The organism is Lactobacillus sp. PV037 (genome assembly GCF_014522345.1).
Classification (GTDB): domain Bacteria; phylum Bacillota; class Bacilli; order Lactobacillales; family Lactobacillaceae; genus Lactobacillus.
The window spans coordinates 835,365-860,923 of sequence record NZ_CP041987.1 but is presented as its reverse complement, the minus strand read 5'-3'; the positions used below and the strand labels follow the sequence as shown (position 1 = coordinate 860,923).

Here is a 25,559-nt window from a genome sequence, read left to right as displayed (position 1 = left end):
ATATACTGACAGCCTAAGTAGTAAATTATTCAATAAAATAAATCAGTACTGTTACATACTTCAGCAGCTAGAAATGATTACGGTAGCAAGATACCAATAATCAGCTATAATAGCTTATTATTTCAATAGTAACCATACTTAAACATAAAATGTTATGGAATAGTAAGTGTATTAGGTAATATTAATAGGATTAAGGTATTATAGATTGTTAATCAGTAGTAAAGATATAGCAAGTAATAATCAATTTAACCTATAACTCCAAACGTTACAGTATGTAGCATAAGTTAGGGATGAAAATGGCATGAAACACTTATTCCTGGCAGGGGATATTCATGGGCAGGGATGCATGCCTTAATAAAATATTTGATAGAGTATCTTATTATAAAGCTTAAAATAAAAAAAGCATTACATATCTGTGGCGCATATGATTATTCATTCCACAAATATGTAATGCTTTAGAAAAACTATAGCTATCTACAATAAATAAGAGTAGGAAATAAAACTCTTTTTTGATTAAATATTTATATATTAGATAGAAAATAAGGGTAAATATAGAGAAAGATCTCTATGAATTAATTATATCAGTAGGTATGCAATAATTAAATTTAAGTGACACAACACTACTTTATAAAGATATTAAATATAAACAAAAATAAAAGAACATCTAACAATTTAATGGAAGGTGTTCTTTTTATTATGTGTAATTAGTACTTATTTCTAAACAAGGAGGTGTTTAATTAAAAAAACATTATTGGCTCAAATCATTAACATTTCAACTTGGAGTAAAATCAAACGCCAAGAAAAAAATAAAAATATTGCATACATACTCCCCAATTTCCTGAAGAAATTTACGGGCGCACACGAGAAAAAATCGTAGTATTGAAAATTTTTTGAATCCTATATTTTTTAAAATTCCTGTTTTTTTATGGATTACCGTTATAAAAATAATAACGGTAAAACCGAATTTTAAGGAAAATAAGAAATAAACAGGCTAAAAACTATAAAATTTAAATCTTCAAATTCTTTGATATACCTTTATTATATGCAACTTTTTAAAATATCTTTTTATGTTTTCTTCCTTATATATAAAAAAGGCGGTAACAACGGGCTTAAAAAGGTGTAAAAAAATTTAATTTAGCTATTGACTATTTACTATTATTCATGTATGATAATTATGTAAGTTGATTGAGGGGCAAAAATAAAAAGATGGCTCGACTTAATAAGCTTATAAAGAAGAAAAGAAAGAAGGCGGCTACTATAGGACGTAAAAGCCTAAATTTAAGCGAAGAAGAAAAAAAGGAGCGGCACCGCTTGGCTGCCAAACGCTACCGCGAAAGATTAAAAGAAAAAGCAAAAAGCGACCCTAAAGCACAAAAACAGGTCGATAAAGATAAATACAACCGGTTAAAAGGGTCGGCGGTTTCTTTTATAAGAAATTATATTAAAAAGAGTGATATTTCATATATAAGGGAGGAACTAGCAGAAAGGCAAAAAGAATTAAGAGAAAAAAGCAAAAAAAATTAATTTAACTATTGATTTTTTAAAATGAAACATGTATGATAATTATGTAAGTTGATTAAGGCAATAAAAAAGCCGTTTAGGTGTTGCAGCACCTAAACGACAAGAACTTAATTAATTTATAAATGCATAACTACAAACATTTGAATAAATGACCCTAGACGGGTTTTTAAATTAAGTTACTTTATTATAGTAACAATTTTAAAAATCTCCGTCAAGGTATCTTTATTTAAGTGTTCAGATATTGAGAAGGAGATTTTTTAATTATGGAAAATTTAAAAAAGCAGAAGTTAAGAGTTTAGAAGAAGTTAACACTTTAACTGTTTGGGTAGGTGCTGTGAACGGATTTAATAAAAATGTGAAAGAGTTCTATATAACTTTGCCTACAAGCAAAGAAGAAATTAAAAGACAGTTAGACCATGCGGGGATAAGATTTGAAGAAGTAACTACTGAAATCATTTCAAACACCTTTAAAGGTATTAATTTTATGACAGTAACAAGCTTTTTGAGCATCACAAGATTAAATGAGCTTATAAAAAAATTAAATGCCGAAAATATTAAGGACGCGGAAGATTTATTTAATGCCGTTGATATGGGCGAAAAAATAGAATTTAACCCCATTGAATTAGATGAAGAAAATTTAGATGCTGCATTAGATACTTATACACCAAGCGAAGTTATTAAGTCTTTAACCTCGGGATTTAATTGGTCTGATGACTACTTTATTATAGATGACCTTGGGAAAATTGAGAGCATGAACGAAGTGGAGATTAATAGCATATATAGAGAGTATTCCAAAGAAGCATTAGAAGATTTTATAGAAAGTAATTTAAATTAAAGGAGATAAAAAACGCATAGGGACACTAGTGCCGGCATATGTATGGCAAAAACCAGACGGTTCCATTTTACCGCTATACGGTAGCAAAGAAGATGCAATTGAGTTTGTAAGCAGACAAGGAGAAAAATAAAAATGTTTGAGTTGATTGTAGTACTGATAATTGTATTTTTTGGCGGATACTTAGCAGGTAAGCCGGAAGAACTTAAAAAGTTTTTTAAGTAAAAAAGCGTTAAAAAGCACAAAAAAGCGTGTAAAAGTGTTAGAAAAGCGTTTCTAACATATTAAGAAAGGATTTTAAAAATGAAATTATTAAAAAGTATAGAAGTAGCAGGCAAAAAAGTAGATTTTTTAGAAGAAGATAGTAAAAAAGTATCTATCTATATAGATGGATACCAAGAAGGAAAGTTATTACTTGAAGAAAGTTTTGAGGACCCCGAAAAGTTAGCGGGGTGGGTTCTATATCTTCCTTACTTTATGGGTGAAAAGTTTGCAAGTGGGACGGTATACGATACTGAGTTAAAAGAAGCTATTAAAGAAGTTATTGAAGACATGGAAACACTTTAAAAGATTTAGTTAAAAAGTTAAAACACGAAAGGAATTTAAAAAATGAAAACATTAAAAAAGTTTATTGAAGTAGTTGCAATTATTTTTGTAGGTGTAGTGATTTTTAAAGCAGGTCAAGCAAGCGGAAATAATTCCGCTGGTACAAGTAAGCCACAAACCGTTAAAGCTTCAAGGGTTAAAAATGCGAAGCTTAAAGAAGGTACTATTTACGACTATAAAGGGGTAAGAGTACAAGTTAGAAAGTACAGCGATGAAGATAACAAGGGCAAAAAATACACACATGAAATTGTAGAAGTAGCACCAAAGGAAGCGGAAAGTTTAGAGCTTGCGAAGTGGGACACTAAGAGCGGTAAAAATAAGCGTGTAGTTATGGATTACAGTAAGCAACCAAAGGAATAAAAAAAAGATAGGGCGCAAGCCCTATTTTTTGTAGAAATATTAAATTTGTTATTGATTATATAACTGGACAGTTATATAATAGTATTTGTAAGCGCAAGGGATTAAAGCCCCGGTATAAAGGGGGTGTAAAGTTGAGAAGGGTAAAACTTCGAAAGAAAAAGCCCATGTACTTACTAAAAAAAGGCAATAAAAAAGATGATAATTTAAATCTTGAATTGGCCATCATTAACTTAATTTTAATGGTAATTCAAATTATCATCGCTATTATTGCACTTTTTAAATAATTCAAAAGGGTTGACGTTGCGGTTTTGCGTCTTCCCTTTTATTATAGACAAGAAAGGGAAAGAAGTAAATAAAATGAAAAAAGAATTATTACAAAAATTATTAGTTACATTAGTTATATTACAGGTAGTAAGCATTTTAATAGAAATTATAAATTTTTTTAAGTAAGATGGGGGATATTATGGCGAGTGATGCACAAAAAAGGGCGGTTAAAAATTGGAAGAAAAAAAATAAAGATAAAGATAATTTATATAACTACCGGTCCAAGGCCAAAAAATTTATTCGCGATTATATGACAATTGAAGACTTAAAAGAGTTTAAAAAGCTTATCCAAGACAAGGAAAAAGAGCTATTAAAAGAAAGCTAGAAAGATAAAGACTTAGTGAGTGCAAAAAAGTATTCACTAAGTCTTTTTTTATTTGAGCTTGCTTAAGAGTATATAGCTTTAAAGAGTCTAGTCGTGTAAACAGCGGTAGAAGTATAGTTATATACTGATATAAAAAGTAATAGTTATATAGCTAGTATATAGCTAGCTTAGTGCAAGGGATGCACGCAAGATATAAGCACTTATAAAAGAAGACATTAAAAGAGTGATTTTATTTGAGAAAAAATTGAGAAAAGTAAGCACTTTAAAAGTGTTATTATAGTATCATCGACTAAATAAAAATATAAATCATAGATACCTTACCAAGTAAGTAGATAGATAGTGAGAAGCAGACACTTGCGCAAGCTATACACTAGCTAAATAACATAATAATGATAATAAACTATATAAACAAGTTTAAATATTGATTAATGTTTGAACTTGTTTTTTGCTTTATTTTTAAGTTTTAAAAACTTTTCAGTTGTTTAGTATGTGATACTTACTAAGCTATTAAAGCTTTATACAAGACTATAAGCAAGCATATAGAAGTATATACTGTGTGTTCATAGGTACATGTTATAAGTATTTTATTTATCTTTAATAAAAAAGTTTTATTTATGATGAAAGGAAAGAGCGCAAGGCATGAGCGGCAGGCGATATGGCCACTATAATACCCGGTTTTACAGGTCTAAAGAGTGGAAAGTCTTAAGAAAGTTAGCACTTGAAAGAGATTTATATTTGTGTCAAGAGTGCAAGAAAGCCGGAAGGATTACACCGGCCAAAATTGTCCACCACATTAAGCCCGTTAGAGTTTCCGACGATGACAAGTTAAAACTTGAAAATCTGGAAACGGTTTGCGCTGCTTGCCATAACTTTTTGCACCCTGAGCGGGCATTTAATTATAAAAAGAAAAAGACGAACATTAAAAATTTAAAGTCCCAAGAAATTGTTAATTTTAAACTAAATCACGAACTATATTAGAAGTGTTATAATACCCCCCCTACCCCCAAAAACGGCGGTAATAAAGCCACTGGGAGCGGTGATGGGGGAAACTTCACAATAAAGTCGTTTTTCAAAATAAAAAAATGCGGTTCTGATGGGGCTTAAAAATGCTAAAAAAAGGAGGTGATTTTTTATGCCAAGGAAAGCTCAAAGTGCAGCACTTCATATCCTTAATGGAAACCCGAATAATAAGGCTAAGAAGGAATTGCGTAAGCGTGAAAAAAACGAAAAAAAGCTGAATTTTGGTACTGAAAAATTGACACCTCCATCTTGGCTTTCTTCGGGTGCGAAAAAACTATTTATTCAAATTGTGGATATGTATAAAGGCACGTCATTTCTGAATAATGCGAATTTGATAATTCTCACCCAATATTGTGATTGGTACAGTGAATATACAGCCTGTAATAATCGTTTAAAGAAAAATGGGCGCTCAATTGCAGGAAAAATTAACCCTGATTTACGAATGAAGTTGTCTATTTCACAAGAATTAGACAGACTAGGTAAAGAGTTGGGATTAACACCAGCTGCACGTGCCAGTCTTGCAATTCATTTGGATGATGAAAAAAGTGATACAGAAGAAGATGAATTTGAATAGGAGGATTCATGGAGACAAAAGAACTTCTTAAAAAGAATCCTTTGGAACTTCCTTATCAAGATGTAGCAAAATGGGCTAAAGCTTATATTGAAAGAGAAAAGAGCTTAGCCCATTTTTTAGATACTCCAGCACCTTGTCTTTTGACAACATTATATGCTGAAATGGTTACTGAAGGATCAATTGTAGCAAGTAAAGATGTAATTTTGGCTTGTGAAAGGCACTTAAAAGATTTAAAAAGGTCCAAAGAAGATCCAAATTACCCATGGAAGTTTGATGAAGAAAAAGGATGGCGACCAATAAAATTTATTGAACAAAAGTGTCATCCAACTAAAGGTAATTTTCAGCACTTGGTTATGCAACCATGGCAGCATTTTATTGTAGGATCAATGTTTGGGTGGATAGATAAAATTACTGGTCAAAGACGTTTTCGTGAGTCTTTAATTTTTGTCGGCCGTAAGAATGGTAAAACGGAGCTGGAGTCGGGGTTAGCCGATTATATGGCAGGATTTGATGGAGAAAATGGCCCAAATGTTTACTTTTTAGCCAATTCTCAACAACAAGCTCGTGTTTTATATGAAGCATCCCGATCCATGATTACTAAATCTCCCTGGTTAAGTGATAGATTTGTACCAAACAGAAGTGAGATCAGATTTCCTAAAACTAACGGTACAATTAGAGCAATGTCCGCTGAAAAATCCAATAAAGATGGAGAAAATGTACACTTTGCTGTTTTTGATGAAATTCATGAATATGAGGATTATGCATTAATTAATGTTATGAAAAACAGTCGAGGTACACGTACTCAGCCATTGATAGTTTATATTTCAACTGCTGGATATGTCCTAGATGGACCACTAGTAGATATGGTGCAATCAGCAGAAGATACTCTTAAAAATTATGATGATAATATAAATGAACAGACGTTCTATTTTATTGCTCGCTTAGATGATAAAAAAGAAATGGAAGATCCTAATATGTGGGTAAAAGCTAACCCAAATATCGGATTAATGGACTTAAAATCCATGATTTCTGACTTTAAGAGTGCAAAAAGAGTACCTAAGGAATTAGCAGACTGGGTTACTAAGAGATTTAATATATTCGCTGAAGTTAGTGAATTAAGCTTTATTACTTTAGAGACATTACAAAAGAATAATAGACACTACCCATTAGAGGATTTAAGAGGTAGAGATTGTATTGGTGGTTATGATTTATCTGAAACCGAAGACTTTACATCTGCCTGTTTAGAATTTCCTTTAGATGATGGTAGTGTTTTTGTTTTGGAGCATTCTTGGATACCACAAGCCAGATATGCTAAAGATAAGAACCCAGAACGCATCAGATTTTGGGAAGAAGAAGGGCAAATTACTATTATTCCAGGTGATTATGTCAAATTTGAATATGTTTTAGAGTGGTTTGAGAAACAAGCAGAGTTATACAATATTCTCCAAATCAACTATGACCCAGCTAAGGCAATGCGACTTAATAAAGAATTAGAATTTGCAGGATTTAAAACTGAAGTTGTAAGACAAGGATTTCTTACTCTAGGACCACCTCTACAAAATCTAAAAGAAATGCTACTAGATGGAAAAGTAGTATTCAATGAACAATCAATGTTTAAGTGGTATCTAAATAATGTCCAATTAGTAAGAGATAGAAATGATAATTGGCTGCCAACTAAAGCATCCCGATCTAGAAAAATAGATGGGTTCGCTGCTCTATTAGATGCGCATGTATCTGTTGTCGATATGTTAATTTTGCCTTCTAGTTCGGATGAAGAAATCGTAGAATTTATGCCATTTGATTAACTTTGAGGGAGGGGAGGTGAAAGAGTGAAATTTTTTGATGCAGTAAAAACAACTTTTCAAAATGTAGTGCAAGGTAATAAAGCAACAGCTGGTGATAATGCAGCATGGATTGGTAATAGATCAGATTTTACCGCTTGGAATTTCTTAGATGGATTCGGTGGAAATCAGGTATTGAAAACTAACGAAGCAGTATTTAGTATTGTTACTCGTTTATCTAATACATTATCTAGCTTACCAATTCACGAATATCATCAATATGAAGAGTGCTCTACACCTCTTATTGATTTGTTAAGAGTACAGCCTAATCCAAATATGACTGCCTTTGAAATGCTTAATATGGTAGAAGCAGCAAGAAATGTTGATGGAAATGGTTATATTTTGATTGAAAGAGATCCTAAGACATTGGTTCCAGTAAATTTATGGCCGATTGATCCAGGATATGTAACCATTAAAAGAAATATTGATGATGGAAGTATTTGGTATGATATTTCAAGTCCTCAATTTAATTGCATTGTTTACAATACAGATATTATTCACGTTAAACATGTAACGGCTGTTGGGGATGTATATGGTATAAGTCCAATTGATGTCTTACGTGGAGCATTAAAGTTCCAACATGAGGTTCAAGAATTCTCATTAAGTGAAATGAGTAAAAAAGATGCATATATTGTCAAATACGACCGTAGCATGAAGCCTGAAACAGCTAATAGAACACTAAAAGCCATTAGAAATATGATTAAAGCTAATGGTGGTGCAGTACTGACACAAGCAGGTTATAGTATTGATCGTTTTGAATCAAAATTTAAACCAGCTGAATTATCAGACACTGAAGCTATTTCAAGAATTAGAATTGCTAATGCTTTTAATGTTCCACTGTCATTCTTAAACGACGGGCAGGCGAAGAATACTGTTAATGTCGAACACGTAATGACCCAGTTTGTAGAAACAACGTTATTGCCAATTATTAGACAATATGAATCTGAATTTAATAGAAAGCTCCTTACTACGGAAGATAGAGTAAGGGGCTTTTATTTTAAGTTCAATGTTAATGGACTAATGCGTGGGGATACGGCAGCACGTACCCAGTTCTATCAAATGATGATTAGAAATGGTATTGCTACTCAAAATGAACTTCGCAAGCTTGAAGATATGGCACCTCTTAAAGAAAAATCTGCAGATGTGGTTTGGATTTCTAAAGATTTATTCCCATCTGAAAATCAATATAAGGCATCTGATATTCAAGCAACATTGACACCTGCAGAGAATAATTTAAGTAAAGATACTGATAATAATTTGAAGGGAGGTGAAAATGATGACCAAACGAGCGGATAATATGCCCAAATATTTAGAAATTAAGCAATCAGCTGGTAAACAATCAGCTGATATTTTCATTCAAGGGCCAATTGTAGAAGAAGAATGGGAAGAAAATGATGTTTCAGCAACTGGCTTTAGGGATGCGCTCCAAAAAGTTGGAAATGTTAAAGAAATCAATCTCCATATTAATTCACCGGGTGGGAGTGTGTTTGCTGGTATTGCAATTAATAATATGCTTCAGCAACACCCAGCTAAGGTAAATGTTTATGTTGATGCATTAGCTGCATCAATTGCAAGTGTCATCGCAATGGCTGGTGACACTATTTTTATGCCTGAAAATTCATTTTTAATGATTCATAATCCAGCAATGATGCTCTATGGCAATGCAAGTGATTTAAGAAAGGCAGCCGATGATTTAGATCAAATGACTAAAGCGAGTGTTGCTACCTACTTAAATAAATCCAATGGAAAGATTGATGAAGATAAGCTTCATGAATTAATGGATGCTGAAACATGGCTTACTGCACAAGAAGCTGTTGATTATGGTCTAGCAGATGAAATTTTAAAAGCTAATACCGCAGTTGCATCTCTTGATAAAGAAACAATTAAAGAATTTAAGCATATGCCAAAGCAATTAATTATTGAACAAAACGCTAAAAAACCTACTTCTACTTCAACAATAGACGTAAATGTAGTGGAAGAACTAAAGAAAGAAAATAATGCTTTTCATATGCAATTAGAGGACTTAGAAAGAAGTCTTTACGAAAGGAATAATGATTAATGGAACTTTTTGAAATGAAACAAGAAGCGCTTAACCTTGGTAAGCAGTTAGAAAGTGTTAAGCAAAAGAAATTAGAAGCAGCAATTAATCCAGAAGAAAGTGCTGTAGAAAAGATGCAAGCTTACAAGGAACAAGAAACTGCTTTACAAGCTCGTTTTGATACAATGCAAGCTGCTATTAAAGAAAAGGAAACTGTCCAAAAGGCTAGATTAAACACTGTACCAAAGAAAGCTAAGACCCCAGAAGAAAGCTACAATAATGCCTTTGCATCTATGGTCAAAGCAAAAATGAGTAATAAGCCAATTAGTAGAGAAGTATATCAAGCATTTGGTGAAGACGCATTGTTTGATAACGATACTACTGGTGGTGGCAATTTCTTACCTAAGACTGTTTCAAGTAATATTATTACTACACCAGCTGAAACTAACCCATTACGTGATATTTCTACTGTAACAGCTATTACTAATTTAGAAATTCCACGTTTAACTACTTCTTTAGATGATGATGACTTTATTGCTGATGGTGAAGATGCTAAGGAACTTAAGGCTAAAGGTGAATTAGTAAGCTTCTCACGTAACAAGTTTAAGGTGGGTGTTGGTATTTCAGAAACTGTTTTAATGGGTAGCAACGCTTCAATTACTAATTACGTACAAGCTAAATTACAAGATGCCTTTATTACTAAGGAACGTAATGTAGCATTTGCCACTAACCCAACTAAGGAAAATGAAAAGCACATGAGTTTCTACGATGATAGTGTAGGAATCAAGAAAGTTAGCGGTAAAGATTTACGTGAAGGTATTTTTAAGGCAATTGCTGATTTACCAGATGCTTACCGTCAAAATGCTACTATTGTAATGAGTTACATGGATTACATTGAAATGTTGGACGGATTAGCTAACAATTCAACTACTTTATACAGTGCACAACCTGAACAAGTATTAGGTAAGCCAGTGGTATTTACTGATGCAGCTGTTAAGCCAATTGTTGGTAACTTTGCATTTTCACAATATAACTATGATTTACCTATTTTCTTTGACCAAGATAAGAACATCATTAAGGGTGTTAACTCATTTGTAGTTACAGCATACTTTGACCACCAAATCTTAATGGCAAACGCATTTAGAATTGTTGATGCTGATAGTAACGGTGGTTCGGGAAAATAAAAACCCCGTCAGTAGATAATCCTGCTGGCGGGGGTACAACAACCCCTAAAGTAGAATCTAAGCCAGATAATACAGCTAGTGGTGCTGCTAAATCAGCTGCAGAAGCTGATGCAGAAGCAACTCAAGCACTTCAAGATGCGTTAAAGGCAATTCAGGATGAAGAAAATTCAAAACCTAATGCTTCTAACACAGTTGATGAGATCAAGAAATACTTAGATTCTAAGAATGTATCTTACCCTGCTAACGCTAAAAAAGATGATCTATTGGAACTTGTAAAGAATGTTCCTTTCCCTTAAAGCGAGGTGGGATAGATGAGTATTAGTAAATTAATGTCTGAAGTAGACGATGAAATGCTTAAACAATTTAAGATTTATGCTAAAGTCGATTCAGAAATTGAAGATGATTTACTAAAAATGTGGTTATTATCTGCACAGAGAAAGGTCATTGGAGAAGTTGGAAAGAAAATTGATGATTTCTTTGATGATAACCCTGCATTTATGGCAGCTGTTTTGATAGATGCTTATACTCACTACAACAATAGGGATGCAGATAGTAATGCAATGATTTTTGAAAAGCCTGAATATCGTAATGATGTTAACCAACTAAAAGATGACTATAGAGATCTTACTGTATCATTAGATGATGACTATTATCGTGTTTATGGTGATGATCTAAATGGTTAAACACAGATTGAATATTGCGAGAATGGTTTATCGGCTTGAATTTGGCCATGAAGAACCTACTGGCAAAATAAATCCAAATACAGGCAATGAAATAAGTGGCTTTAAAGTTGAAACTACCCGTTGGGCGGCTAAGTGGAGCTTAACTCAATATCAGCAACTTAAACTTGCTGGATCTGGAATTAAAAATGCAATGGTATTTGCCATTCGACATGACCCTCAAATTACTACTGATTATTTAATTCAATTTGAAAGCAAGAAGTATATCATTGACCATATTCTTTATGATGAAGGTAGAACCGCAGATGCTTATGATTTGATAACCTGTCACGTGGAGGATAAACATGGCTAATGAAATACTAAATGAAGTTAACATGGATAAAAAGCTTGAAGAATTGGGTAAAAGCTTTACTGAAAAAGAGCGTTTTGAGATAAATGGTGCAGCAATGAAACCATTTGAAAAGCACTTAAGAAATTTTTTACAAACCAATCTTAAAAATAACCCATATGGTGCTAAGCAGATTAGTAACGGAGAACAGCATTTATTGGATACTTTAAAAAGAAATAAAGTATCTGGTGGTGAAGTAGAACTTGGCTTTACTAAAAAAGGTAAAAAAGCATATATTGGAAGATTTTTAAATGATGGTTGGGATGTTAAGAACCAATATGGTGGTCCATATAGACATGTTGAAGGGATGCACTTCTGGGAAGAAACAGAAAGTGCTACTGAACACGAAGTAAAAAAGGCAGAACTAGAAGCTATTAAAAAAGTGATGAAACGGAGAGGATTATAATGGCTACTGATGTCGGAACTGTTGTAACTCTTTTAAAGCAGAATACGGATAAATTTATTGATATTTTGCCCGAACATATTCATGGTTTTATGGTTTCTCCGTCTGATACTTCGACTGACAAACCTATCATTCTTGTTACTGAAGTAACGAGAGGTAGGCATTTATATGGTAATAACACTCCTATTGCAACTAAAAAAAGAATTCAACTTCAATTCTATTATCCAAGAGATTACGAAGAAGATATTGATAAGCTCGAAACAACAATCGAGCTTTTTTTAGTGCAAAAAAATTATTATTGCTATCAAAATGCAGGTCACGTAATTACACCAGATAATCAACAAATAACAAATACATTGAAATTTAATTATATAAAGGAGCTTTAAATGGCAGCAATCGGTTTAAAGATGGTTTACGTTGGTATTAAAGATGACAACGGAAACGTAGTTGCAGGAGATGCTGGTTTATCTGATACCGGTATTTTTGAAATTGATACAAATAAAGCAAACAGAAACTTAGGTACTAAAACAGCTAACATTTCTAACTTAGCTGGTAATGTTACTAAGATTTCTGGTAATAACCAAGTTGTTGATGTATCAGCACAAGATGGTGCACCAACAGTAGCAATTGATTCTAACTTTATTAATCCTGAAAAGAAGGAAAAAATGTTAGGTCATGTTCAATTAGAAGATGGTGGTTGGGTTGATGGAGATAAGCCAGTTGAAACTGGATTGATTATTGAATCACAATCCCCAATTACTTTAACTTCTGCATTTTTCTGCTTTGGCCGTGGAATTATGACACAAACAGCACAAAACGTGCAAACTAATACAAATACTGCAGAAACTCGTGAAGACGATAACTTAACTTATACTGCAATTGCTTATGATAAATTTAACAACAAATGTGCAGCTTACTACGATGCAGCTGATAAGAACTTTGATAAGCAAAAAATGTTTGATCGTGTCTTCCCTGGCAATCAATACGATGCCACAAATGGTGGTAAAAAAAAATAGTTTTAGAGGGCGGATCACTTAGTGAAAGCAAGATTTCACAGGCAAATAACTCAATAAAAGTTGATGAGTTAGTAAATAATGAGGATTCACCTATTAGTAAGTTGGAAAAAGAAGAACCACTTACTAATAAATCAGAAGATTTGAAGCAAGATTAATATTTAAATCTTGAGAGCAACTAAATGGATGTGATTTGTTGCTCTCTTTTCTTTATCGGGTTTGGATGGCGGGCAATATTACAAGTTTAAATAACTAGAAATTATGTATTAAAAGAAAGAGAGAATGACATTATGACAAAAGTTGTTACCTTTGACGCAAAAGAAACTATTTTAGATAAAGAATTTCATGTAATGGATAGCATGAAAAATATCAAGATTGTTTCTTCTAATATTCAAAAGATGTTAACTAACATTGATGAAATGGAAAGAAAGAAACGTGAAGAAGGTGCTGTTGCTATCAATTTATTAGATTATTCCGATATTGTATATCCATTAATCGTTGACGGAACAGCAAAATTATTAGGTCTAAATTCTGAAGATAAGAAAAAGTTAGAAGATATGTCATTTGACGATATCAAGAAATTCTATGAAAAGGTTGCTAACGACTTCTTAGACATGCAACTTCCAACAAATGATAAATTTAGCTCATTAGCAGCAAATAATGAAACAGTTGAGGAAGAAGAAACAGAAGACCCAAAATTAAGCGCCGTCGATTAGTATGGGATTTAAAAAATCTTAATGAAGACATCGACTACATGGGACAACAACTTTTAACTGAAAAAGGTGTTTTACCAACAGACTTCTATAATGGTTCATTCTCAGACTGGACAGAGATTAATAAGGCAAAATCTAGAAAAGACAGAGAAGTCGATCCTCTAGATTTAATTCATAGTTTAGGAGAGTGAAAGAATGCCAGTTATAGAAGGTTATAGATTTGCGATTAGTTTAGAAGATCGTGGTATGACTAGAGGCTTGAGAGTTATTAAGAATGAAGCTCAAGCTTTGAAGACAGTAATGAGAGCAAACTTTGCGACTTTGCGTGAAGGTGAAGGCACTGTTTCTGCATACTCTCAAAGAATTAAGGATGCCGCAAACACTTCTGAAACTTATAAAATTGCAATTGAAAAACTACAAAAGAACATTCAAGCTTGGAAACAAGAACTCAAGCAATCTGGTGAGGAAAATAATACTTTAAATGGTAAGATTGCGCGTGCAATTAATACTATTAATCGGTATAAAAATGCTATCGCTCAGTTAGATCATCAAATGCAGCAAGATAAACTTGCTGTTGAAAGAGCAAAAACTGGTATTGATGCTTTTAGAAAATCAACTGAATCAATAACTACTGCCAATAAAGCATGGACTAAATCACTAGAAGAAAGTGGCTCATATTACAAAGCTGAAAGAAGCCGAATTCAAGGACTTAAAACTGAGCGAGAATCTTTAAAAAGCCAGTTAAAAGCTGAAATTAAAGTTACAGAACAGCTTGGAAATTACCAAAAGAAACTTCAATCTAATTACCAAACAACAAGACTTTCTTTAGAAAAGAATGAAAAAGCTTTAAATGGTAATTCTAAAGAGTTAATTAGGGCGAGAAATAATTATAACCAACTTTCTAATAAGTTAGGTGAAAATGATTCTAAAACCCAAGAAGCTAAAGAAGCTCTTGAAAAACTCCGTCAAGAGTATAACAAAGTATCTGAGGCAATAGAGCAAGATAAGGCTAAGTTACACGGCTTAAGTGAAGAACTTGGAAAAAGTGCAAAAACATACGCAAATCAAGCTGCACAAACTGAAAAGGTTGCAGGAAATTTAAAAAAAGTATCAAAAGAAGCAAGTGGGTTTAAAACAACCAGACTTGCTTCTTTTAGTACTACTTTAAAAGGAATGCGTAATGAGCTTAAGCAAAATACTGGTGCCACAAAGGAATGGGCCTCGTCTGTTAAAGGTGGCTTTGGTATTGCTGCTGCTGGTATTGGTGGTGTTGGGGTAGCAGCTACTGAAAGTGTTAAAAAAGCTGCTGGACTACAACAAACCTATAAAGAAATTACCAACCTAGCGGTAGTTGGTGGAGAACAAACAGCTGAAGCCACTAAAAGTGTAACTGCAATGCAAAAAGATGGACGGGAAATGTCCTTAAAGTATGGACTTGCTCAAAAAGACATTGCAGAAGGTTATGAAGACCTAATCAAACGAGGGTATTCTACTAAACAAGCCATGGGGGCAATGCGTTCTGAAGTTGAAGCTTCTGTTGCAACAGGAGACACTTTTAGTGATGTTACTACTGTAGCATCTCAAACTTTAGAAGGTTTTGGGCTTAAGAGTAAAAGTACTGCCCAAATGCTAGCTAATACTAAGAAAGTTACTAATGAATTAGCTTATGCAGCAGATGCAACTTCTACAGGATTCCATGATTTAGGAATCGGAATGTCTTATGTTAACTCAACTGCTCACCAAGCAGGTTTTTCATTAAATGAAACTGCTGCTGCAATGGGTATATTATCTAACAATGGACTTGAGGCAGATAAGGCTGGTACTGGGTTAAGAAAAGTTATCAACTCTTTAAGTAGTGCTGTTAAAAAGATTGATGAAAAAGATAGTCCACTAAAGAAGTTGGGAATTACTAAGGACGAGTTGGTTAAACCAAATGGCCAATTAAAGAGTTTAACCGAGATTATGGGTGTCTTAGGAGAAAAAACCAAGGGACTTTCTAGAACAGAAAAAACCAATATCTTCCAAAGTTTATTTGGTACAACAGGGCAACAAGCCGGAATGATTTTGGCTGAAAATGTTAAAGATTTAGCTGATATTTCAAAGAAAACCAAAGAAGCTGGAGATTCTGGAACATATGTTCATAAAATAGCACAAAAGAATATGGCTACTACTCAAGGACAGCTTAAGCGACTTAAAGCTGTTGTTGATGACACAGCTATTAACATTGGTAAAAATCTTTTGCCGTCGGTTAATAAGGCAGCTAAGTATTTTGCAGATTGGGCAGTATCTAAAGAAGGACAACAATCTATTAAAGATGTATCTAATTTAGTTACTGGTTTGGTAACAACTGTTACTAAGCACATACCAACAATAATTTCATTTGTAACTGGAGTTGGAAGTGGACTTAAAACTGTTTGGAATGTTATCAAACCAATTGCAAAAGGAATTGGTACGGTTGCTCGAGCATTAGGCTTATCTGATAAAAATGCACGTGGTTTTGCTAATGGACTTGGTAAAGTTGTAGGAGTAGTAGCAGGTATTACTTTAAGTGTTAAAACTTTTAAAACTTTAATTGGTGGGGTAGTAGCACTAGGTAAAGATGGTGTTGGCTTAATTAAAACTATTGGAGGTTGGTTTAGCAAACTTCGAGGTAAACAAAGTGATGTTAATACCACTCTAAAAGAAACTAATAAGCTTTTAGAAGAACAGATTAGAATCCAAAAAGAAATTAATGGCCTTGCTAATGATACTGAAAGAACTGTTGCTAGAGAAAATAAAGACCTAAATAATATCAATAAAAATGGCGGATCTGGCGGTGACTTAATGTCTGACGCTGTAGACGCTGTTGGAGATGTTGCTGAAGCTAAAGGTGGCAAAGAAGGGAAAGTTGCTAAGGACATTGAAAAACTTGGTGGTAAGCATGGTAATGGTTACAAAAAAGGATTCAAGAGCAAGCTTTCTAAAGTAAATCCTAAGAATTGGAGTATCTTTAAGAAATCTGAAAAGGCTGGAACAGCTTCAGGTATGAAATCATCGACAGGTTTTTTAGGTAAATTTAAGTCTGGACTTTCTAAGATTAATCCTAAGAATTGGGGTATTTTTAAAGGGTTAGGTAAAGCAGGTGCAACTGGTGGTGCTGAGGCAGGTACTAAAGCTACTACTGGTATACTTGGTAAGTTAGGCAAGGCTGGGTCAAAGCTTAAACCACTGGGTAAAGGCTTATTTGGCAGCTTCTTTAATGGTTGGAATCTGGGTTTTGGTCTTGCTGATGACGCTTTTAATATTGTTGACGGTATTAAAGAAAGAAACCCAGAAGAAAAAAGTAGAAAAATTGGTTCTGGAATTGGTGGTGGTGTAGGTGCTGGTGTAGGTGCTGCACTTGGATCAGTAATTCCGGGAGCTGGTACACTTGCAGGTGCTGCATTAGGCGAAACCATTGGTAGTGCCGTAGGTAAGTATTGGCCAGAAATTAAGAGAGGCTTTTCTGGGGTATTTAACTTTGGTAAAAAGGTAGCTAAAGGTGCTTTTGATACAATCGGAAAAGCGGTTGGGCCAACTGTTAATAAGATCAAGAAAGGCGACTGGAAAGGCGCTTGGAATGATGCTGTTAAATTTGGAAAAAATGCATTTAGCAAAACACTTCCCGGCCAAGTATTTAATTTTGTTGGCAAGGCAGTTAACAAGATTAAGAAGGCAGGTTGGAAAGGCGCTTGGAGTAGCGCAAATAGTAGTATTAGAAGTACTTTTGGTAAAACTAATCTTGGACATGCAACTAGCTTTGTAAGTAAAACAGTAGGTTACATTCGCAAAGGAAATTGGAAAGGTGCTTGGAGTAATGCACAAAACAGCATAAAGAGTACCTTTGGTAGAACTAGTCTTGGTCATGTAACTAGTTTTGTTGGAAAAGCAGTTAATAGTATTAAAAAGGGTGGTTGGAAAAAGACCATCAAGGATACTATGGACGGTGCTATTAACACTGCTAAGAAACAATGGAATGGATTCAGCAATTGGTTCAATAAGAATATTGAAGGAACTGGTTCAAAAAGCTCTTCTACTAGTTCATCTAAATCAAAGTCTAAATCTAGTTCTTCTAATACTGTTAGTGAAAGAATCATTAAATCAGGTACAAAAGTTACAAAGGCAGAAATTGCTAATGTGAATAAGCTTTCAGCTGCTTTAAAGGGTTATGCTAAGAATCTTAAAATAGTTCATGATGAAATGAAGAGCGATCAAGTTGAAAAACAACTTGAAAGTGTAAATAAATTCTTAATTGACCATACTAAGGGCTGGAAAAAGGTTGCTGACCAAGTTAGAGATATTGGTAATGCCTTTAAGTATCTTGCTACTTTTGCTAATTCAATGGCTAAAAAAGATGCGTTTGAGGCATTTAACCGTGATTTGCCAAAACTAGACAGAACCCTTAAGTCTCATGCTAAAAGCATAAAAAGAGGGCTTAATACTCTTAATGATGCTTTCAAAGGAACCAAAGGTAAATCAGGATTAGTTTCCACAATTAATTCTTTAAAAACTGCATTTGAAAAATTTACCTCTAAAGTAAAAGCTTTAAATGATAAATTAAATAAAACCGCTAGTGATTTTAAAGCAATTGGTAAAGTAACTAAACAATTTACTGGTAGAAATAATCCTTTTGATAAAATGGCTAAAGGATTAGATAACCTGAAAAAAGCTTTAACTAATGACACTAAGAAGATTACAGAAGCAGTTAAAAAAATTCGAGATGCTTTCCAAGGAACTAAAAAGCAAAAAACACTTGCTAGTTTATTCACTGACGCTAAAAAGCCACTTGATGGTTTAACTAAAGATTTTAGATCTTTAAGTAAAGATGCTCCTAAAGCTGGTAAAGGATTCCAAGACATTAAAAAGTCTATTGAAGCTTTATCAAAAGGTGGAGGAAGCGGTAAAGGTAAGAAGAATGGATCTATCTTATCTCAATTCCAAACTGATCTTGATAAACTAACCAAGACTTTAAAGACCGACTCTTCTAAGATGGTTACTTATATCAATAAGATTACTAAAGCCATTGGAAAAAGTGGTAAGAAGGGTAGCGGACTTGTTAAGGCATTTTCAGATACTGATAGTAGTCTGAAGAGTACTGATAAAGAGTTAAAGAATAGTTCAAAGAACTTTGATAGGCTTTATTATTCAGTACGAGACGTTGCTAAGAAACTACAAGCTGTTTCAAAGGCAGCTAAAGATTCAAGAGATAGCCTTAAAAAGTTAATCTCTTATTTTGAAAAAGCAGAAGATGCAATTGATAATGTTTACTCAGCAATTACGAAACATCCTTTTGGGGATGAAATTAGTGATCAAGCTAAATATGCTGTAGAAACTCTTAAGAGTGATAAAGGCAACTACACTAAACGCCTTAAAACCATGAATGATGATGCTTTGAAGAATCAAAAAGAATTTTCTTCAAAATATCAATCAGAATGGAAGAGTATGTGGTCTAAGAATGAAAGTGCAATGAGCACTTGGGTGAGAAAAACCTTATCATCTCTTAGTTCATTTAATAGCAAATTTAAGAGCGGTTGGAATAGTGTAGCTCGTGGCGTTAAAAGCATCTTTAGTAAGATGTGGTCCACAATGAAGACACAGGCCGGAAAAGGCATGAATAGTGTTTTGAGCATCTTGAATCAAGCAATTGGTAAAGTTGATGGAGTTATCAGTTCATTTGGTGGAACATCAAGTGCTGTTTCAAAAGTATCATATGTAAAGTATGCAACTGGTACAGGTGCATTCAGTGGTGTAAGACGCCCAATTACTGAACCAACTTTAGCGATGTTAAATGATGGAAATGATAGTCCGGAAACCGGCAACAAGGAAGCTATTTGGAGACCATCAACAGGGCTATTTGGCGTGGTCGATGGTAGAAATACCAAAGCACTTTTAATGCCTGGAGATGAAGTGTTTAATGCAACTGAAACTAAAGCATTAATGGCACAAAGAGGGATTAAACATTACGCAACTGGTACAGGTTGGTTAAGTACTTTAAGTGATTTTGCAAATAATCCTGTTATCCCACCAAATACCAAAAGTGAAAAGGTTCTTAAAAAATGGTATGATTTAGCCGAAAAACTAGGATCACATAGTGAGCAGGGACTTAAATCACTTACTCAATTTTCAGCAAATGGTGTTAAAGGTGCTATGTTGCAACTTGCTGAAGGGGTTTATGATAAAACTTATTCAAATATGAGTAATTGGTGGCAACAATTATGGAAGATGACTAGTGATAAGCTTGATGATGGGGACTCTGTTTCTAACAGTGGATTACTAAAAGCAATGGAAAAATATGGTAGTGGCAAGCCATATGTATGGGGTGCCACTGGTGCAGAAGCTTTTGACTGTTCTGGGTTAGTTCAATATTCACTTGAAAATGGATTTAAGAAAGCATTTCCGAGAACTTCAGGAGAACAGTATGCTGCTACACAACATATTAGTCAAAGTAATGCTAAACCTGGTGACTTGGTATTCTTTGGGCCTGGTGGTAGTGAACACGTTGGGGTTTATGCAGGTGGAGATAATTATTATTCTGCACAAAATCCTCAAGATGGTATAGGAATGGGTAAAATTTCAGCATTTGGTTCTAAGCCATTATTTGGTAGAATACCTGGAATGAAATTCGATAATAATAACACGCCTACGATTAAAACAAATTCTAAATTACAAGCTCAAATAAAAAATCAAGTCGGTAAAGGATACTGGAACTTTATCAGTAAATTAGCAGATGTATTTGGCTTAGATGATGTCGGAGGCAACGCTGCATCTATCAGCATGATTGAATCAGCTGCTAGAAAGATGAAAGTATCATTACCAAGTGGATTTGCTAAAAAATTAATGCAAGTAATTATGAGTGAATCTGGTAATAGAAGTGTCATCCAAAGTATTCACGATGTGAATTCTGGTGGTAATGAAGCTCGAGGGATTTTACAATATACTCCTCCAACCTTTGCGGCGTATGCAATGCCAGGCCATAACCATATTATGCACCCTTATGACCAACTATTAGCTTTCTTTAATAACTCTGATTGGGCAAATTCTATCGGTTGGACAACTATTTGGGGTGTAAGAAAGATGGATTGGCTTCATTCTGGCCCTCAAGGTCACCGTAGATTTGCTAATGGTGGTTTTTCAGCTGTTCACCAAATGGCTGAAATTTCAGAAGGAAACAAGCCTGAAGCAATTATCCCATTAGATCTGAATAAGCGTAGTCGAGCACAAGAATTACTTGCTGATGTATTGGCAGTAATGGGTGGCGACACAGCGTCTGGCTCTAATTTAAGTAGTAACCTAAATAAGATTGTTACCGAGTTTAGAAATGAACAAAAGAAACATGAAAAGTTTGAAAAAGAACTTTTAAAGGTTATCAAAGAATTAGTAAACAAGCCAGAAATAATTCAAACTACCGTAAATATTGATGGTCAAAAAGTAGCTCGACAAATTGATAAATATATTCGTAAAAATCAAACACAACGATATATTAATGGACAAAAAGGAGTAACAAATGGTTTCTAATCAATCATCAAAATTTGCTAGAATGAAGTTTCGTACTCAATCTAGTTTAGATTTTGGAATTTACCTCAATTGGCCATTACCTTATACATTTAGTCAGCCAGATATTACTTCAACTCATTTAGTTGGAAGATCTGGTGATATTTTAGTTGATAATCATAGTCGGCAAAATGTAACTTTAACAGTTAACTTTTTTATTAAAAAACCAGATAGATATTCTAGCTGGTTTGCTTTAAAAAATGATATTGCTGACTGGATAATGGACAATGATTATAATTTTCTTTCTTTTGATACACAAGAAAACTATGTTTGGAGCGCAATTGCGATAACGCCTCCTACATTAACTGAAACAAATGAGCTTACAGGAACAGGTACTATAACTTTTAACTGTAAGCCTTTTTTATACCGTAATGATGGTATTGATTTTCAACCACTCCCGCCTACGGGCGTGGTTTATAATACTGAAAATATGGAAGCAATACCTGATTGGCATATTACAGGGGACGGAGAATTCACTTTAACAGTCAATGGACTTGAATATGTAATGGAAGTGGATGGGGAAATGTTTATTGATGGTGAAAACTGTCAAGCATATAAATCTCCAGTTGAAGATCGAAACGGACAAGTTCAATTTGCTAATAATGATACTCCGATACTAGAGATGGATAAGAATATTATCACGTTTAGTGGAAATTTGAATTCAATTGAATATAGACCGAATTGGAGGCGATTAGCTTAATGCCAGTAGTTCCAACATTAGATGATTTAGAAGAAGAATATGGCGAATATGAAGTTGAAGAACAACCTGACCAATATCTTATGCGTTTTCCAATTTTATATGAAAGGGCATCTGATAATGATTATAGAAATGGATTAGGGGCACTAAGTGATACTCTATCATGTACTGTTACTAGAACTGCTAATGCATTTCCTACTCTTCAAATGACGTATAAAGTTGAAGGACAACATGCAACTGAAATTATTCCAGGAAGAATAATTATGACAGATATGGGACCAGATTTACTTCATCAAAAATTCCGTATCACTCAAGTACAAAAAAGCTTAGAAGGGCTTGCTATAACTGCAAATCATATTGCAGCTGATATAGCTAATAACACAATTACAAGCGACATTGTACAAAATGCAATGAGTGCAGCTGATACTTTCAATACGATTATTAATTCATTAGCTGAACCAATGCCACAAATCACATTTAATACAGATGTTTATAATGTGTCAGCAGTCAATTTTCCAATGACTACACAAGCTGCATCTAACTTGCTACTGGATCCTGACCAAATGGGAGATACACAAGTTCAATCAATGGTTTCTCTTTATGGTGGTTACTGGGTATTTGATAATTATGAATTTAATTTTAGACAGAACCCAGGAAGTGAAACAACCCAAACGATTAGATATGGACGCAATTTAAGTACATTAACTCAAGATAAAAATATTGATGGAACATATACTGCGATTTATCCTTATGCTAAATATACGCCTCAAACTCCCAAGGCAACAGAAACTAACGTTGATTGGAATAGTATTGGTGATGATTACACAGAACATGCAGAAGTAACATATGCTGCTGGTGCTTCAATTGACATTTACAATACACCAATTATGGGCCATAAAAAAATTGGTTCTGTTAAAGCTGGGCAAAAAATTAATACAGTTAAAATTGTAAAAAATGATGAAAATGTTACTAGCAATGAAGGTAAAACGGTAGTAGTAGAAACTGTTAATGGTGATGACTGGGTCAGAATTACTTCTCCAATGAACGGCTGGATTGATTCAACTTATTTAACTGTTGATAAAACAGGAACATACGTTGTTAATGATGTGATAGGAAATGGACATATTGATGTAACAAAATCTGGTGGTAATAGCATTAAATATGCTGAGAGTGGGAAAGTAGTAGTTAACTATCCTGGCGGTATCTATGAATGGTATTCTCCATATAAAGGACCTGAACACTATCACGTTAAGAAAAAAGGTAAAGATGTTGTTCATAAATTGGGTGAGCCATTAACCTACGATGAAGTAGCAATAGATGAGCAAGGAAGAAAATGGTACCACTTAGGTAACGGAAATACGCATAGATGGATATTTGGACCACACACATCACAATCTAAAGAAGGCTCTTATATTACTTCTCCAGCTCGAGGAACAGCCGTAATTAAAAAGAATGCCCAGAGTTATACTAAGCCTGGAGAAAAAGCCTCAAAGACAAAAACTAAAGTAAGCACCAGAACTAAGAAAACGAAACCTACAAAAAAGATCTCTTATTATACTTATGAACCTCGTGCAAAAACTGCTAATGGCAAAAAGACAAAAGGAAAGTATGGGGATAAAAAGAAAGTTAGACATACAAAGATTGTGGCTAATCCAAAGTATTATGGAACGAAGACTAAATATGTTAAAACTACTTTAAAACAAGGGGCTTGGAAGGTTACTAAGCAAACCCAGATTAATGGTGAAACTTATTATTGGGTTCCTGGACAAAATAGATGGGTAAAATCAGGCGATGTAAACTGGAAAGCTGCTAAAGCATATAAGCCACCTTCTATTGAAAAAGTACGACAAGATTTGATTGATAAAACAGGACGAGTTGAGTTGTATGAAACACCAGCGGGTAAGACTTTAAAAGATGGAAATATATCAATTGCTGATATGACTAGTGTTACAATCACAAAAACTGCTGTAGCTGGTAAAACCGGAGGAGATACTACCAACTGGAGCTACGTAATACTTAAAAATGGCAAAGAAGGTTGGATATTATCAAAATATCTTAAATATACTAAATCAGGAGAAGTAGCCCCTCATGCAAAAAGTGCTGAAAGTTCAGAAAACCAACCTCTTGATACTATCAATAATAATGAACAAGGCGAAGTTATGGTTGATCTTGGTGGAGTCGTATATGCACCTAATGCCTATGATACTGAAGTAGCTAGAGTAGAAAATGTAGATCTTTCTTCATATTTTACTCATGATAACACCGATACTAGTGGCGAAAGACCTGATGGTACTTGGGAAGCAACTGATAAAGATAGAGAACAATTATATCAACTTGCCCTAAATTATATGACTGAAAATAGAATCGGTTATCCTGTAACATCTTTAACAGTGGACTATCAGCAATACGATCATGAAGAATTTGATTTATCTAATGTTAATTTATATGACCGTGTAAAAGTAGTTTATCCAGCATTAGGGGTAGATGAAACAGCTATGGTTTCTTCTACTACTTGGGATGCAATTGCTCATAAATATACTAGCCATACTATTGGCGAACTACCAATCACCTATGAACACTTAATGGCTAATGCAGTTCAAGATGGTGTAGATAAATCAGCTGGTGAAATTAATGATAGAACTGATAGTTTGCTTGGACGATATCATTCCATGTTAAAGCTAGAGGGTACGGATAGAAAACGTGCTGAAAAGCAAATGATGAAAGACATGGGATTAATTAGGGAAGTAACCAATAAAAATGGTAAAAGAATTGATGAACAACTAGTGACAAATAAGCGCTTTGAAGAACAAATGAATAAGATTGATAGTGCTGCTCAAGAATCACTTAGTTGGATTCGGTCAGGCGGTGGTGGTGTTATCCATGCTTACCCCGATTGGACTAATCCTACTGAATTACAAGCTCGCAGTTCAGATGGTGGTCATATGTATTTCAGCGCTCAAGGACTAGGATATACAGATGCAACCGGACAAGTTTTAAGAGGAGCAATTGATAGTCAAGGGCGAGTTTATGCAGAAGCAATTAAAGCTGGGACGATTGATGCGGTTAATATTACCTCGTGTTTGGTTGAATCTGCTTTAACTGTTGGAAAAGAAAACGGAATGCAAATATTTATTGGTACTAATAAACCTGTTGGAACAGATCTAAGCCCGATGAATGGTGGAAACGTAATTTGGTTAACTTCTCCAAATTATTCGTCTATGGTTTCAAGTGGTCAAATATCGGTTGAAGGATTTAATGATAGTTTTAATGGTGGAGTTTGGGGGATAGAAAAAAATGCTGTTACAACGATTTCCCCAACACATATTACGGTGGGGTCATCAGGTAATGAAGTATTAACCTATGCAAACTTCGATGAGATTGTTAAGGCTCATGCTAAAAGCTGGGTTCAAGATTGGGTAGCAGATTATATCACTGTTAATGGAAAACGACATACTATTTGGAAAGGCTAAT

General features: G+C 34.1%; 22 protein-coding genes. All 22 read left to right on the top strand.

What is annotated here, in order from left to right:
* Window positions 1–1,206 precede the first annotated feature (1,206 nt).
* The 22 genes from FP435_RS04605 (at window position 1,207) to FP435_RS04500 (ending at window position 25,558) form a co-directional block, all read left to right on the top strand.
* Window positions 1,207–1,524, top strand: a complete 318-nt coding sequence (locus FP435_RS04605; RefSeq protein ID WP_265482920.1) for a hypothetical protein — start codon at window positions 1,207–1,209, stop codon at window positions 1,522–1,524.
* Window positions 1,525–1,762: 238 nt separating this feature from the next.
* Window positions 1,763–2,356, top strand: coding sequence for a hypothetical protein (locus tag FP435_RS04600; RefSeq protein WP_265482919.1), 594 nt, complete (start codon window positions 1,763–1,765; stop codon window positions 2,354–2,356).
* Between the two features lie 300 nt (window positions 2,357–2,656).
* The gene (locus FP435_RS04595; protein WP_265482918.1) at window positions 2,657–2,920 is read left to right on the top strand and encodes a hypothetical protein; all 264 of its coding nucleotides are present in this window, start codon (window positions 2,657–2,659) and stop codon (window positions 2,918–2,920) included.
* A 42-nt stretch (window positions 2,921–2,962) separates the two neighbouring features.
* Window positions 2,963–3,319, top strand: a complete 357-nt coding sequence (locus tag FP435_RS04590) for a hypothetical protein (protein ID WP_265482917.1) — start codon at window positions 2,963–2,965, stop codon at window positions 3,317–3,319.
* 463 nt (window positions 3,320–3,782) lie between these two features.
* Window positions 3,783–3,968 (top strand): hypothetical protein, encoded by a 186-nt coding sequence (locus FP435_RS04585; RefSeq protein WP_265482916.1) that lies wholly within the window; start codon window positions 3,783–3,785, stop codon window positions 3,966–3,968.
* 639 nt (window positions 3,969–4,607) lie between these two features.
* Window positions 4,608–4,946: an HNH endonuclease gene (locus FP435_RS04580; RefSeq protein WP_265482915.1), complete on the top strand. Its 339-nt coding sequence runs from the start codon at window positions 4,608–4,610 to the stop codon at window positions 4,944–4,946.
* Between the two features lie 154 nt (window positions 4,947–5,100).
* Window positions 5,101–5,562, top strand: coding sequence for a phage terminase small subunit P27 family (locus FP435_RS04575; protein ID WP_265482914.1), 462 nt, complete (start codon window positions 5,101–5,103; stop codon window positions 5,560–5,562).
* 8 nt (window positions 5,563–5,570) lie between these two features.
* Window positions 5,571–7,367 (top strand): terminase large subunit, encoded by a 1,797-nt coding sequence (locus FP435_RS04570; protein ID WP_265482913.1) that lies wholly within the window; start codon window positions 5,571–5,573, stop codon window positions 7,365–7,367.
* A gap of 24 nt (window positions 7,368–7,391) precedes the next feature.
* Window positions 7,392–8,699, top strand: coding sequence for a phage portal protein (locus FP435_RS04565; protein WP_265482912.1), 1,308 nt, complete (start codon window positions 7,392–7,394; stop codon window positions 8,697–8,699).
* Entirely contained in the window at window positions 8,677–9,462 is a 786-nt protein-coding gene (locus tag FP435_RS04560; protein ID WP_265482911.1) for a head maturation protease, ClpP-related, read from the top strand. The genes FP435_RS04565 and FP435_RS04560 overlap by 23 nt, the downstream gene beginning before the upstream one ends.
* Window positions 9,462–10,625 carry a phage major capsid protein gene (locus tag FP435_RS04555; RefSeq protein WP_265482910.1) on the top strand — a complete coding sequence of 388 codons (1,164 nt, stop codon included), beginning with the start codon at window positions 9,462–9,464 and terminating at the stop codon, window positions 10,623–10,625. Before FP435_RS04560 ends, FP435_RS04555 begins: the two co-directional genes overlap by 1 nt.
* Entirely contained in the window at window positions 10,622–10,921 is a 300-nt protein-coding gene (locus tag FP435_RS08420; protein ID WP_322573206.1) for a HeH/LEM domain-containing protein, read from the top strand. The genes FP435_RS04555 and FP435_RS08420 overlap by 4 nt, the downstream gene beginning before the upstream one ends.
* A gap of 15 nt (window positions 10,922–10,936) precedes the next feature.
* Window positions 10,937–11,308 (top strand): head-tail connector protein, encoded by a 372-nt coding sequence (locus tag FP435_RS04545; protein WP_265482909.1) that lies wholly within the window; start codon window positions 10,937–10,939, stop codon window positions 11,306–11,308.
* Window positions 11,301–11,657, top strand: a complete 357-nt coding sequence (locus FP435_RS04540; protein ID WP_265482908.1) for a phage head closure protein — start codon at window positions 11,301–11,303, stop codon at window positions 11,655–11,657. Before FP435_RS04545 ends, FP435_RS04540 begins: the two co-directional genes overlap by 8 nt.
* Entirely contained in the window at window positions 11,650–12,099 is a 450-nt protein-coding gene (locus FP435_RS04535) for a hypothetical protein (RefSeq protein ID WP_265482907.1), read from the top strand. The genes FP435_RS04540 and FP435_RS04535 overlap by 8 nt, the downstream gene beginning before the upstream one ends.
* Window positions 12,099–12,482 (top strand): DUF806 family protein, encoded by a 384-nt coding sequence (locus tag FP435_RS04530; protein WP_265482906.1) that lies wholly within the window; start codon window positions 12,099–12,101, stop codon window positions 12,480–12,482. Before FP435_RS04535 ends, FP435_RS04530 begins: the two co-directional genes overlap by 1 nt.
* Window positions 12,483–13,112: a phage tail protein gene (locus FP435_RS04525; RefSeq protein WP_265482905.1), complete on the top strand. Its 630-nt coding sequence runs from the start codon at window positions 12,483–12,485 to the stop codon at window positions 13,110–13,112. It begins immediately after the preceding gene.
* A gap of 287 nt (window positions 13,113–13,399) precedes the next feature.
* On the top strand, window positions 13,400–13,825 hold the full coding sequence (locus FP435_RS04520) for a hypothetical protein (RefSeq protein ID WP_265482904.1): 426 nt from the start codon (window positions 13,400–13,402) through the stop codon (window positions 13,823–13,825).
* 38 nt (window positions 13,826–13,863) lie between these two features.
* Window positions 13,864–14,013, top strand: a complete 150-nt coding sequence (locus FP435_RS04515; RefSeq protein WP_265482903.1) for a hypothetical protein — start codon at window positions 13,864–13,866, stop codon at window positions 14,011–14,013.
* Between the two features lie 4 nt (window positions 14,014–14,017).
* A complete protein-coding gene (locus FP435_RS04510) occupies window positions 14,018–21,355 on the top strand; it encodes a phage tail tape measure protein (protein ID WP_265482902.1) in 7,338 nt (2,445 codons plus the stop codon).
* Window positions 21,345–22,091: a distal tail protein Dit gene (locus FP435_RS04505; RefSeq protein WP_265482901.1), complete on the top strand. Its 747-nt coding sequence runs from the start codon at window positions 21,345–21,347 to the stop codon at window positions 22,089–22,091. The genes FP435_RS04510 and FP435_RS04505 overlap by 11 nt, the downstream gene beginning before the upstream one ends.
* The gene (locus FP435_RS04500; RefSeq protein ID WP_265482900.1) at window positions 22,091–25,558 is read left to right on the top strand and encodes a phage tail spike protein; all 3,468 of its coding nucleotides are present in this window, start codon (window positions 22,091–22,093) and stop codon (window positions 25,556–25,558) included. Before FP435_RS04505 ends, FP435_RS04500 begins: the two co-directional genes overlap by 1 nt.
* Window position 25,559 lies beyond the last annotated feature (1 nt).